General features: G+C 61.3%; 10 protein-coding genes. 6 read left to right on the top strand and 4 right to left on the bottom strand.

Annotated elements, in window-relative coordinates; translation table 11 throughout:
- Positions 1 to 43: 43 nt before the first annotated feature.
- Complete coding sequence (locus tag MRX98_RS15895) at positions 44 to 1,339, bottom strand: 4Fe-4S dicluster domain-containing protein (RefSeq protein ID WP_246911926.1); 1,296 nt, start codon at positions 1,337 to 1,339, stop codon at positions 44 to 46.
- 210 nt (positions 1,340 to 1,549) lie between these two features.
- Here MRX98_RS15895 and MRX98_RS15890 point away from each other — a divergent pair, with 210 nt between their 5' ends.
- Positions 1,550 to 2,461, top strand: coding sequence for a histidinol-phosphatase (locus MRX98_RS15890; protein ID WP_246911908.1), 912 nt, complete (start codon positions 1,550 to 1,552; stop codon positions 2,459 to 2,461).
- A 52-nt stretch (positions 2,462 to 2,513) separates the two neighbouring features.
- Entirely contained in the window at positions 2,514 to 4,484 is a 1,971-nt protein-coding gene (locus MRX98_RS15885; protein WP_246911905.1) for an ASKHA domain-containing protein, read from the top strand.
- A gap of 156 nt (positions 4,485 to 4,640) precedes the next feature.
- On the opposite strand, the gene MRX98_RS15880 is transcribed toward MRX98_RS15885, so the two are convergent.
- On the bottom strand, positions 4,641 to 6,902 hold the full coding sequence (locus tag MRX98_RS15880; protein ID WP_246911903.1) for a hypothetical protein: 2,262 nt from the start codon (positions 6,900 to 6,902) through the stop codon (positions 4,641 to 4,643).
- 204 nt (positions 6,903 to 7,106) lie between these two features.
- Complete coding sequence (locus MRX98_RS15875) at positions 7,107 to 8,465, bottom strand: MFS transporter (RefSeq protein WP_246911900.1); 1,359 nt, start codon at positions 8,463 to 8,465, stop codon at positions 7,107 to 7,109.
- 152 nt (positions 8,466 to 8,617) lie between these two features.
- Here MRX98_RS15875 and MRX98_RS15870 point away from each other — a divergent pair, with 152 nt between their 5' ends.
- From MRX98_RS15870 to MRX98_RS15860, 3 genes are all read left to right on the top strand, one after another.
- A complete protein-coding gene (locus MRX98_RS15870; protein WP_246911898.1) occupies positions 8,618 to 8,764 on the top strand; it encodes a hypothetical protein in 147 nt (48 codons plus the stop codon).
- Between the two features lie 73 nt (positions 8,765 to 8,837).
- Positions 8,838 to 9,266 (top strand): DUF2914 domain-containing protein, encoded by a 429-nt coding sequence (locus tag MRX98_RS15865; protein ID WP_246911896.1) that lies wholly within the window; start codon positions 8,838 to 8,840, stop codon positions 9,264 to 9,266.
- A 112-nt stretch (positions 9,267 to 9,378) separates the two neighbouring features.
- Entirely contained in the window at positions 9,379 to 10,815 is a 1,437-nt protein-coding gene (locus MRX98_RS15860; protein WP_246911893.1) for a diadenylate cyclase, read from the top strand.
- A gap of 10 nt (positions 10,816 to 10,825) precedes the next feature.
- Here the strand turns inward: MRX98_RS15860 and MRX98_RS15855 are convergent, their stop codons facing one another.
- Entirely contained in the window at positions 10,826 to 11,926 is a 1,101-nt protein-coding gene (locus tag MRX98_RS15855; RefSeq protein ID WP_246911891.1) for an inositol-3-phosphate synthase, read from the bottom strand.
- Between the two features lie 189 nt (positions 11,927 to 12,115).
- On the opposite strand from MRX98_RS15855, the gene MRX98_RS15850 reads away from it, so the two are divergent.
- A complete protein-coding gene (locus tag MRX98_RS15850; protein WP_246911888.1) occupies positions 12,116 to 12,328 on the top strand; it encodes a hypothetical protein in 213 nt (70 codons plus the stop codon).
- The last annotated feature ends 11 nt before the right edge of the window (positions 12,329 to 12,339 follow it).

The following is a 12,339-nucleotide window of genomic DNA, read 5'->3' as shown; positions in this document are numbered from 1 at the left end:
ATCGCGCCCCATCAACCCAACAAACACAATAAACTCAACAAACTCAATAAAGCCGCGGCTGCCAGCGCAACCGGTCGATCAGCCACTCCAAATAGCGGGATTGCAGTTGATGGGCCGCCAACAGTTGTTGGACCGGTGGCAGGCGGAAGATGACATCCAGGATGACGGCCAGCAAACGGTGGCCGGGAATGGATGCGTTGTTGAGCAGGATGTGGGGCAGGGTGCCGCGCTCGATGGCCATGAGCACTGTGCGGTGGGCGGTGTCCCGCGGGGTAAGCACACGAGGCGGACCCTCCACCATGGTAATGGCGCCGTTGGGACATACACCGGCACACACACCGCAACCCAGGCAGCGTTGCACATCGACCCGGGCCGTGCCGGCGCGGACGGGTTGGTCTGGAGCCGGGGCGGCCGGTGCAATGGCTTCCACCGGACAATGGGTGGCGCACAGACCGCAGCCGCTGCACAGGTCCGGCGCAACCCTTGGCACGAAGGGGGCGGCATGCACCGGGTGCATCAGGGCGAAACGGCGGGCGGCTTGCATGGCTTCGCAACAACATTTACAGCAGTTGCAGATGAAGTTGACCTCCCGGCGCACATTCTCCCCGAACTGCACCAGGTGATGGGCGTTGGCCCGTTGCAGCACATCCAGGGCTTCGACGCTTTCGATCGGGCGCGCATGGCCGTGGCGAATCAGGAAAGCAGCCGCATGATTGAAGGTCAGGCAGAGCTCCAGGGGAGCGTCGCAGGCTGTTCCCAGATGACCCATTTTGTGACGGCAGTAGCAAATACCCAGGGCGATGGCGCCGGCGGTGCGAATCACATGAGAGGCCCGCTCGAAATCGAGCACCGTCAACTGCAAGGGGTCATCCAGCAAGGCTTCTTTGGTGAAGATGCGGCCCAGCTGGATTTCACCCCGGGCGAACAGCGCCGCGGCGAAATCGTGTTCCACGTTGATGTAGTGGTAGAGCAATTCCGCCAAGGCCTTTTGGTCCAGATCGGATCGCAGCCGCATCATGGAAAACTCGAAAAAGCCGGCCATGGGTGGCGGCAAGCAGTAGCGAAACCCGTCGGGGTAGGCAAAATCCACCACCAAGCCCCGCCGACACAGGTCATCCAAGCGACGGCGCGCGGCCGACGGCGCAATGGACCATCGTTTGGCCGCCTGTTCCGCGGAAAAGACACGGATGGGCAGCCGAGACACCCAGCCGGCTTCCTTTTCACTGAACAGCATTTTCAAAATCGGAAAGAGGGTGTCGCTGGGCGGAGCCCCCTGGGGAAAGCGGTTCAACCGTCGCACCAAGTCATGATAACCGGCGTTGGAAACAAGGTGGGCCATGAAGATTCACTCCGCTTGGCCTGATTGGCGAACCGGTCGCGCAATGCCGTGACGCGACCTGCCATGGGCATCGAAAGGCTGCTCGACTGTATCTTTTTCCCTTGTCACGGCTCTTATGGTTTATATTACTGCTGCAGGCGGTCATTTGACAACCGTTGGTTAGGCCCCTATGGTGCCGCCATAAGCAGCGAACGGAAACAAGGGAAGAGGATGGTACACCACATGACCTTCGAGCGGGTGTCGGCCCACGGCGGCCACAGCGGGCAATTCTGTTGCCACGCCCAAGATCGCCTGGAGGAGGTGGTGCAGGCCTATGTGGATCAAGGGTACGCCTGGATCGGCTTGACCGAGCACATGCCGCCGGTGGATGACCGTTTCCTCTACCCGGAAGAGCGCGCCGCCGGCCTGGACAGCGCCGCCATGGCCCGACGCTTCGACCGCTACATGGCCGAAGCGCGGCGCTTGCAGTCGGCCTATGCCGATCGCATGGAAATATTGGTGGCGTTCGAAACCGAGGCCACCTCCGGGGCCCTGAACCTGGCCCTGCGATTGATCGACCGCTATGGACCGGACTACGTGGTCGGCAGTGTGCACCATGTGGCGGACATCTCCTTCGATTACAGTGTCGATGCCTATCGCCAAGCCGTTGCGCGGTGCGGCGGCATCGAAAGTCTCTACTGTCACTATTTCGATCGCCAGTACGACTTATTGCGCCGGCTGCGGCCGGCGGTGGTGGGCCACTTCGACCTGATCCGCTTGTTCGATCCCTCCTATGAGCGCCATTTGGCATTGCCCGACGTTCAGGCGCGCATCACGCGCAACTTGACCTTGATCAAGGATGGAGGGATGCTGCTGGACTACAATGTGGCGGCGCTCCGGAAAGGGGCGGTCGAGCCCTATCCGAGCCGCGCCATTCTGGACCAGGCCCGCGCCATGGGGATTGCCTTGGTGCCGGGCGACGACGCCCACGGCGTGGCCATGGTGGGCCTATATCTGGACGAGGGGATGCGGCGCCTGCGCGAAGCGGGCTGGGACGGACGGTGGCCTAAACCGGACCGCAATCAGGATAGGGCGCATCGACCCAACGGCCCCACGGATGTCGCGGATGCCGTCGTACGGTAGACGGGCCGGCAACCCATAAACAACAATCGAACCTTCAAGCCAAGGAGCCATCATGAGCAACGTCCAAGTCACCTTTCTGCCCAACAATGTTTCCATCGAAGTGGCCCGCGGCGAAACTGTGTTGCGGGCCGCCATGGCGGCCGGCGTGCATATCAACGCTTCGTGCGGTGGAGACGGGACCTGCGGCAAGTGCCGCGTGATGGTCGAGGCGGGCAGCGTCGAGGGGGAGACTTCCGACCGCATCAGTGCCGAAGACCGGGAAAAAGGGTACCGCCTGGCGTGCAAGACCACGGTGCAGGGAGACGTGACCATACGTATTCCGGTGGAATCGGCGGTGGACATTTCGGCCCTGCAACGCCAGGCGCCCCGTCGCACCGCAACCGTTAAGCAGATCGGCCTGGAAGAGATCAAGGAGCAGGGCCTTTTTCTACCGGCGGTGGAAAAGCGCTACCTTGAGCTTACGCCTCCGGACACACAAGACCACCTGCCCGATGTGACACGGCTGGTCAACCACTTGCGGCTCCAACACGACGAACACGGCCTAGAAGTGTCGTTGCCCGTTATCCGCCAAATCCCATCTGTGTTTCGGGAGCAGGATTTCAAGGTGACGGTGACCCTCGCCCGACCCGTGCGTAGCTCGGGCAAAACGCAGATCATCCGGGTGGAGCCGGGGGACACCACGGATCGCAACTATGCGGTGGCCATGGACATCGGCACCACCACAATCTATGGTCAGCTGGTGGATCTGGTGTCGGGCAAGGTGGTGGCGGAAAACGGCGACTTCAACGGTCAGGTCAGCTACGGCGAAGATGTGATCACGCGCATCATGTTCGCCGAAAAGCCGGGCGGCCTGGAAACCCTGCAACGGGTGGTCATCGAAACGGTCAACAAGGTGCTGACCCGCATCCTCAAGCAGTCCAAGATCGCCCGGGAGGAGATCTCCCTGATCACCCTGGCGGGCAACACCACCATGACCCAACTGCTGCTCAAGGTGGAACCACGCCACATTCGCCGCGCCCCCTATGTGCCCACGGCCAGCATCTATCCGACCATCCGGGCCACCGACCTGGGGATCGCCCTGGACGATCATGTCACCGCCCTGGTTTACCCCCAGGTGTCCAGTTACGTGGGCGGCGACATTGTGGCCGGGGTGATGGGCAGCGGCATGTACCGCAGCGAAGCGCTGACCCTGTTCATGGATATCGGCACCAACGCCGAAGTGGTGATCGGCAACAAGGATTGGATGGCCTGTGCGGCCTGCAGCGCGGGGCCCGCCTTTGAAGGCGGCGGCATCCAGTTCGGCATGCGCGCCGCCAAGGGGGCCATCGAGGATTTCTCCATCGATCCGGAAACCCTGGAGCCCATGCTCATGACCATCGGCAACGTCCGGCCCAAGGGAATCTGCGGTTCGGGACTGATCATCATCGTCGCCACCCTGTTCGAAATGGGGGTGATCGACAACCAGGGCAAATTCGATCGCGACCTGAACACCCCCCGCATCCGGGCAACCGACAATATTTACGAGTATGTTCTGGCGTTCGCCGACCAGACCCAGATCGATCGGGACATCACCATCAACGAGATCGATATCGAAAACCTGATTCGGGCCAAGGGGGCCATCTACAGCGGCTGCACCACGCTGCTCAAAGAGGTGGGCATGCAGCTCGACGATGTGGAACAGATCCTTCTCGCCGGCGGTTTCGGCAGCTACGTGGACCTGGAGCGGGCCATGATCATCGGCCTGTTGCCGGAAGTGGCGCCGGAAAAGGTGGTTTACGTGGGCAACAGCTCCCTGCTGGGCGCCCGCATGAGCGCCCTGACCAACAGCGTGCGCCAACAAGTGGTGGGGGTCACCAACATGATGACCAACTTCGAGCTGTCCGAAACGCCCTCCTACATGGACAACTACGTGGCCTCCCTGTTTCTGCCCCACACCGACATGGACCGCTTCCCTCGCTTGAAAACCCGCCTGGAGGAGCGCCGGGCGTTGGCGGCCAAGATCCGGGCGCACGGCAACGCTTGATGCTTGTGCGACACCGGTGACATGCGGCTCTGATCGGGGCAATGCGGGCGGACCCGCCTTCGTTGCCCCGCCAAACGGGGGTCGGTGCGTTTCCTGCGACCTGCACCGGCGCCTAACCACAGGGCCGGCGCCGGAGACGCCTTATGATCGGAGAAATCAGCTGCGAAACCGGATCAGCTTGATCGCCTCGTCCACCCATTCGGTAATCATGCGGGCTTGAGCCCGATATTGGGGATCCTTTTTCAGCCGCATGAAGGTTTCTTCGTGCACCTTGATGCCTTCGAGCAGAGTCACGTCCGGCATGGCGCCCACGCACCCCATCCCCCGCAAGGCCACCCGCAGGTTTTGCAGCAAAGCCCCCATGCAGTTCCCGCTATGGTTCTGGTGATAGATGGATGCGGTCGGATCCCCGTACTCGATGGCCGCCGAGCACAAAATCGCCTTGCCGGCATCACAGTGCACCATTGAAAAGAAGATGAACAGCTCCCGTTCGAGATTGAGCAAAAAAGCGGGGGGCAGTTTCCTGTCGCCGGTCTGCCCTAGATGCAGAGCTTCCACCAGCTGCCGGTGTACGGCACGCATTTTAGCGGCGAAGGCCTCCTGATCCTTGGCCACCCGCCAAGCCGCATATTGCACCACCTGCTTGTCGATGCCGTGCCGGCTGAGCACGACGTCCTCGGGGGTCATATCGTAATCCGTGATCGATTTGTCCCGGTGCAGAATCAGGTTGGCCAGCATGATCGCCTTGTTGTCGGAAAACTGGATGGCGTCCGGGTCGCTGCACAAATCCTCGATCAGGATCTTGAGCGCCTTTTTGGGTTGATCCATGCGGGTAGTCAGCATTTGCAGGGCGTTGAGAAAGGAGGTGCGGTCCGCCGGCAGCACCACATCCTTCATGTGATGCCACAAAAAGTGAAAAATCTTCTGCTCATAGCGCCGGAACAACGGTACGGCCTCGGCAAAGGCCCGTTTCAGGAAGCGACCTTGGCCATCGAAACACCCTTTTAGGGTGCGCACCAGGGTTTCGGCCGCGGCGCGGTCGATCTGGAAATCCTTGGCCAGAATCGTGTAGTCGTGCAGGCTGAACTGGATGGGTTGGTGGACCATGCCCACCATCTTCTTGCGGGCCGTGGAACGCCCTTTATAGAATGAGACCATACGAAAGATATCTTTGTGGACCGCGGCAGGATCGGCGGACGGCGTTTCCGAAGGCGCCCGGTTTTGCGCTTCGACCACGTGGATGTCGTCGATGACACTGTCCTTGACCTGGTCCAGTCGCAACTGCAGGTTGCCCAGTACGGCCTTGCCCAAATCCCGAGCCGCGGGCCGCCGGTCGGCCGCCTGCAACATGTTTGAAGAGAGGTGGAGCCGCTGCCCCAACAAGCGGGTATCGATGCGGCCGTAATCGTCGCCGTAGACACTCTGGATCATTCGGGCCACCTGCTGCGGTGCTGCCGCCGCAAGGTTCACGGCCAGCCGGGCAATGTCCAGTTTCTCGGCGGACACGTCCTGATCGTCGGTCTCGGTGAGCAGCCACTTGACATTGTTCAGCTCCAACGGCGGCCGGCGCACCTTGGCTCGCACTTTGGGCAGTTCCAGGGCCGCGCTGTAGACCCCGGCGTAGCGTTTCAAGGCCGATTGGGCCGCCTGTTGCCGCAGCCATCGATCCACCTTGTCCACCAGGTTGGCCATGGCAGCCGCGCCCAAGCGGTTCAACCCCGCCAACACGGTCAAATTGGGGTCCGGGAAAAGGTTTTCGTCGTTGACCAGGGGCACGGCACGCTGCCCATTGTCGGTGCGGACCAGGATGGGATTGCCGTCCTGGCGGGCCCGGCGGAAACCGGCCAGGATCTTCAAACAGACCCGCAACGGTTCGGCGGGTACTGCACCGTCAGCGGGCAAGCGCACGAAGATGTTGTTGACGCCGTAATCGGCCAGCACCATGCAGGCGTCCTGCAATTGGTCGCTCAGTTTGGCCCAACCATCCCCGTTGCGCCGCGCCATGGCAGGTAGAAGGCGGCTGTCCACCAGCGTATGTCCTGCCACCAGTTCGTAATCCAGCTTGGCCGGTAGTTCAGGGTCGGGGGGCGTACCGCGAAAACGAATCAACAGACATCCCAAATGGCCGCCCGTTTGACCCAAGCGGGACAATACGGCAGCCAGTTGTTCCACCAGGCGCAGGTCTCGTCGCGTTTCGAGCGCCAAGGCGTCATCGGCCAAATAACGGCTGATCAACCAGATGGCCTGCACCATCAGCTTGCGGACCGCATCATGTCGTTTCTGCTCTTCCAGGAGCCTTTGGGTCATGTGGGCCGTGCCCACCACCGGTGTCTGGGCCCGGTAGGCCTCCAAACCGCCGAACTGGGCGAACAACCGCTGAGCTTCGGGATCCAGAGCTATGTCTTTGTTTTCCACCATATCGCTGTTCGGCTTCGGTCGCCTTGGGTCTCATCATTCATTACCGGCGCGATGGCGGCCGCAATCGTGCCGCTGTCTGTTCGGTGCCCGGTGGGACGATGGCCGGCCCCTGCCGCCGGCGAGCGCTTCGCGGCCGGGGCGTTCCCTTTCAAGGGGTCGCTAATGAATCTTATCGGCCCTTGGTGAAAAAGGTTGAGCGCCTTTTCAATGAAAGGCGGCGGCCTCGGCACGGCCCTTTTCTTCATCCACCAGGCGCAGCAAAACCGCTCCGATGCCGAAGAGCAACAAGACGGCAACGATGCTCCAGCGGGTGGCCGTGAAACCGACATTGTGCATCTGTTCGACCGTGGGGGTCGCCGGCATCAACAGGTGACGCACCAGCAGACCGGTCGCACCCATCAGCGCGGGCCCCATGATGGCGGCGAACTTGCCGATCATGTTGTAGAAGCCGTAAAACTCCGCATTCTGGCCCAAAGGGATGAACCGGGCGAAATAAGAACGGCTCAAGGCTTGAATGCCGCCCTGCACCAGACCGATGACCGCCGCCAGGACGTAGAACTCCGTCACCCGGTTCATGGTGGCGCCATAGATGGTCACGCCCATGTAGATGGCCAGGGCCAGGAATATGGAGCGCCGCACCCCCCAATGTTTGCCCAATTGGCCGAACACCAGGGCCGCCGGAAAACCGATGAATTGGGTGATGATCAGGGCCACGATCAGGTCTTTGAAATCAAACCCCAAGGACATGCCGAAATCCACCGCCATCCGGATGATGGTACCCACTCCGTCGATATAGCAGAAGTAGGCCACCAGAAAGAGAAAAGCGGTTTTCAAGCGCCGGACTTTGCGGAAGGTTTCCATCAGCTGTCGCCATCCGGCCACGACTTGAATGCCCATGGAACGTCGCCGGATGCGCGGTTCCGGGGGCAGCCAGGCAAAGGTGACGAGGGAGAACAGACCCCACCAGATGGCCACACTGGCAAAGGAGAAGCGCACCGCCTGGCCTGCATCCGCCAAGCCGAACACAGCGGGTTGCAAGGTCATGGCGACATTGAGAACCAGCAAAGCACCGCCGCCCAGGTAGCCGAGGGCGTATCCCAAACTCGAGACCTGGTCGATGCGGTCCAGGGGTGCTACCTGGGGCAGCAGGGCATCGTAAAAAATGAGCCCGCCGGCAAAACCGATGGTGGCCAAGGCATAGGCCAGCAGGGCGGTCAGCCACTGGCCCTGGGGAATCAGGGCCAAGGAAGCCGTCATGGCGACGCCCAGGACCGTAAAAACCATCAGAAAGGTTTTGCGGCGGCCGCTTTGATCGGAGACAGCGCCCAGATAGGGCGCCAGCAGCGCCACTAGCAGGCCGGCGGCGGCAACCCCCATTCCCAAGCGGGCGGTGCTCAGATTGGCATCCACGCCGCGACTCCACTCCTGCTTGAAGAAGACCGGAAAAAAGGCAGCCATCACGGTGGTGGCAAATGCCGAATTGGCCCAATCGTACATGGCCCAACCCCAAACGGCCCGGCGGTCTTGCCTGGTTTGGCGATATTCGGATGTTACATCTGCCATTGGAAGCCTCCTCGAAGTGTTGCAGATGGTCTTCTTTTAACCCGATCCGATTGCCAAAATCCACTAAAGATTGCCGCCCGGCCGACGATATTAGGGTAAAGGGCGGCGCCGGCCGAGGCACCGGCGCAGGGAGAGGGAGGCTTTATTTGTTTATGGAGCACCAAGAGATCATTTTTTTCGACACACTGGGGTTCGGCTGGGTGGTGGAGAAAGCCATCGTCGAGCGGATCGAAGCGCTCAACGAAGACGAAACCGCCATCGCCGAAAAGAGCCTTGCCGATTTATTGCACCGTCCTTGATACCACGCCCGTTTCCGACCAACGACGCCACTTCTGACTTGCAAAATTCAGCGTATCGGTTAGTAATACCGTCATGAACGGCAAGCTCCCGATCATTATCGGCTGCCTGTTGCTTGGGTTGCTGTACCTACCCGCATCGGGGCAAGCCACCGAGGATGCGACCGATCCGCCCGGACCGGCTTTCCGCTTGGTGCGGGCCGTGATGTGCGAAACCATTGAAGGCTACGAACCGCGCCATATTGCGGTGGCCTTTTCCGTCGCCGTCGGCCGCATCTCCTGCTACACTTCCTTTGACGGTGTGACGGAAACAACCTATATCGAACACAAGTGGTATCGTCGGGACGAGCTGGTGACGGTCAAACGGCTGACCCTGCGGCCGCCCAATTGGGCCACCTTCAGCAGCATCCAGCTACGCGAAGCCGACAAGGGACCGTGGCGGGTGGAAATCCTGGACGCACGTAACAGAATCGTTCGTACCTTGCGTTTCAGCGTGATCGATTGATACCCCGGCGGGCCGCCACATCTTCGCGGTGCCCTCGGTCACAAACCCCGGTACGACCCGCACGTGCGCACCACGCCCGGCAAGCGCCGCTTGTCAACAACGACGAGAAACAATGAACACGCTGCTTTCCCTTCTTGGCACGCTGCGCTGGCAGGATGTGGTGGATGTGCTGTTGAACAGCTACATCCTGTTTCGCTTCTATGTCCTGTTCCGGGGCACGGTGGTGTTGCGGGTATTGGCCGGCATCGCCCTGCTGTGGGTCTTCCAGCGGTTGGCCGTGGGCATGGGGCTGATCGTCACCAGTTGGGCGATGCAGGGCATCATCGCCGGTGCGGCCTTGATCATCATCATCGTGTTTCGCAATGAACTGCGCAATGTATTGCAAGCCAAGAATCTGCGCGCGCTCCTGTGGGGCTTTCCCCAGCAGCACGTCGCCACCCCCGTGGAGGCCATCATCGAAGGGGTGTACGACCTGGCGCGCAAGCGTATCGGCGCCCTCATCGTTTTACCGGGCAGGGAAAATGTCCACGAACTGATTCAGGGCGGGGTGCAATGGGACGGCAAAGTATCCAAGGAGATGCTGCTGTCCATCTTCTGGAACGGCAATCCGGTGCACGATGGCGCCGCCGTTCTGGAGGGTAACCGGGTGACGCGGGTGGGGGGCATTCTGCCCCTGAGCCTGCGCGATGACCTGCCCCGGCAATACGGCACCCGCCACCGCGCCGCCGCCGGCCTGGCGGAACAGTCCGATGCATTGGTCATCGTAGTGTCCGAGGAACGGGGCCGGGTGGTGGCCGCTAAAAACAGTCGATTCATTCCCATCGACGACAACCTCTCCCTCAAGCGGCAGTTGACCGAACACCTGGGGGCGGCCCGCGATTCTTCCAAGGGCCGCTTGCACGAAAGCCGCAAGTTGACCGTGGCGGCGGCGGTGTGCTTGCTCTGCATGGCCGGCATCTGGTTCAGTTTCGCCCGGGGCATGGAGACCCTCGTCAGTGTGGAGGTGCCCCTGGAATATTTGAACCGCGACCCACGCATGCAAATCATGTCCACATCGGTCAACTCCGTGCGGCTGCACTTGAGCGGCAGCAATGCCTTGATCAGCTCCCTGCGCCCCTACCAGGTCAAGGCCAAATTGGACCTGGGCAAAGCCGTCAGCGGAGTGAACACCTTCACCCTTTCCGAGGAGAACATCGTCCTTCCGCCGGGCCTGTGGCTCAGCCGCATCGAACCGCCGGAAGTGCGGGTGGCCCTGGACATGCCGATCAACAAGGATCTGCCGGTTCAGGTGGACTGGGTGGGGACCCTGCCCTCCGGCCTGCTGCTGGAAAGCGTGACGGTCACCCCCGCCAAAATCACGGTAGCGGGCGCCCAGCGCACCCTGGCACAGATCAGCACCATCTATACCGAAAAGGTACGCCTGGATGACTTGGCCGCATCGGGTCAGCTGACCGCCGTCCTGACCTTGAACGGGGCATCCGTGCGCCTGGTGGAGGCGGGCCGGGACCGGGTGGAAGTGCGCTATACGATCCGCCGCCGTACGCCTTAGATCAGCTCTTTCAATCCCCCTCGGTGCGCAAGAACGCCTCGATCATGCGGTAGGCCTCGTCGTCGGTGAACTGCCGGGGCGGGTGCTTGCAAAAGTAGGCGGCGGGCGCTTCCAGGGCACCGCCCACACCGCGCAACAGGGCCAGTTTGACGCAGCGGATGGCGTCGATGGCCACTCCGGCGGAATTGGGTGAATCCTCCACCGAAAGTCGCAATTCCAGGTTCATGGGCACATCGCCGAACACACGACCCTCCATGCGAATGAAACACACCTTGTTGTCCTTTTGCCAGGGCACGTAGTCGCTGGGGCCCACATGAATGTCTTCGTTGTCCAGGCGCCGAGCGGCCACCGCCTGGACCGCTTCGGTTTTGGATCGCTTTTTGGAGTCCAGGCGTGTGCGGTTGAGCATGTTGAGAAAATCGGTGTTGCCGCCGATATTCAGTTGGTAGGTGCGGTCCAAGCGAACGCCCCGCTTGCGGAACAGATCGGTCAACACGCGGTGGGTGATGGTGGCGCCCAGTTGCGATTTGATGTCGTCGCCCACCACGGGCAGCCCCTTTTCGGCAAAACGGGCCGCCCAACGGGAATCGCTGGCAATGAACACGGGAATATTGTTGATGAAGGCCACGCCGGCGGCCAGTGCGCATTCGGCATAGAAACGGGTGGCCTGCTCGGCGCCCACCGGCAGATAGTTGAGCAGAATTTCCGCGCCGCTCTCCTTGAGAATGGCGACCACCTTGTTTTTGTCCGGTTGCGGCCGGTCGGCGGGCAAAAAGGTGCGATGGGGAGGCATTTGCGCCATATGATCGGCGATGCCGTCCAAAACGGCGCCCATTTGCACCATGGTGCCGGTGGCAGGCACCTGGTCGCAAAAAACGGTGGTACAGTTGGGCGGCGCGAAGATGGCGTCGCTGACATCCCGGCCCACTTTGCGTTGATCGATATCAAAGGCCGCGACCACCTCGATGGCATGGGGGGGGTAGCCCGCGATTTCCCAGTGCATCAACCCGATGGCCGCATCGGGCTGTTTGTCCCGATAATAATGAATGCCTTGCACCAGCGCGCCGGCACAGTTGCCCACGCCCACGATGGCGATTTTGATGGTACCCATGGGTTCTTGTAACTCCTTCATTGCTCCATCTGTCTTTGAAAATGCCGCATGCGCTGCAACACGGCTGCCAGCATCAAGCCGTTATAGAGCGGAAAGCCGATCCAGACAAGAACGGTCATGGGTGCCGTTGATTTTGAAGCTAAAGTTTATCTGGAGGCGACCGATACCGAATTCAGGAGGTGAAGCATCATGGTGGATATCGTTATCGGCCAAATACCCCCGGTTCAGAACGATCCCAATCGGCGCAATCCGCAGCAGCAGGCGCCCCGCGATGGAAAGCGCCCTCCCGAGCGGCGCAAGAACAAACGGGATCGCCGTCGCGGCGTGCGGGACGGGGTCGTGGTGACCCTCTCGCACATCGAGGAGCGACGGCAGCAACCGGATCGCCGCAAAAAGGGGTGACCGTCGTCGCA

It is taken from the genome of Desulfatitalea alkaliphila, from assembly GCF_022968795.1.
Taxonomy (GTDB): Bacteria; Desulfobacterota; Desulfobacteria; order Desulfobacterales; family Desulfosarcinaceae; genus Desulfatitalea; species Desulfatitalea alkaliphila.
Note: the sequence above shows the minus strand (reverse complement) of the source record. Positions and strands in the feature narration are given on the sequence as shown.

What these genes read in the sequence shown, in the direction of transcription:
- MRX98_RS15870 (WP_246911898.1), top strand. Translation starts at nt 8,618, where the DNA reads ATGGAGCACCAAGAGATCATTTTTTTCGACACACTGGGGTTCGGCTGG.
- MRX98_RS15895 (WP_246911926.1), bottom strand. Translation starts at nt 1,339, where the DNA reads ATGGCCCACCTTGTTTCCAACGCCGGTTATCATGACTTGGTGCGACGG.
- MRX98_RS15890 (WP_246911908.1), top strand. Translation starts at nt 1,550, where the DNA reads ATGGTACACCACATGACCTTCGAGCGGGTGTCGGCCCACGGCGGCCAC.
- MRX98_RS15885 (WP_246911905.1), top strand. Translation starts at nt 2,514, where the DNA reads ATGAGCAACGTCCAAGTCACCTTTCTGCCCAACAATGTTTCCATCGAA.
- MRX98_RS15850 (WP_246911888.1), top strand. Translation starts at nt 12,116, where the DNA reads ATGGTGGATATCGTTATCGGCCAAATACCCCCGGTTCAGAACGATCCC.
- MRX98_RS15880 (WP_246911903.1), bottom strand. Translation starts at nt 6,902, where the DNA reads ATGGTGGAAAACAAAGACATAGCTCTGGATCCCGAAGCTCAGCGGTTG.
- MRX98_RS15865 (WP_246911896.1), top strand. Translation starts at nt 8,838, where the DNA reads ATGAACGGCAAGCTCCCGATCATTATCGGCTGCCTGTTGCTTGGGTTG.
- MRX98_RS15875 (WP_246911900.1), bottom strand. Translation starts at nt 8,465, where the DNA reads ATGGCAGATGTAACATCCGAATATCGCCAAACCAGGCAAGACCGCCGG.
- MRX98_RS15860 (WP_246911893.1), top strand. Translation starts at nt 9,379, where the DNA reads ATGAACACGCTGCTTTCCCTTCTTGGCACGCTGCGCTGGCAGGATGTG.
- MRX98_RS15855 (WP_246911891.1), bottom strand. Translation starts at nt 11,926, where the DNA reads ATGGGTACCATCAAAATCGCCATCGTGGGCGTGGGCAACTGTGCCGGC.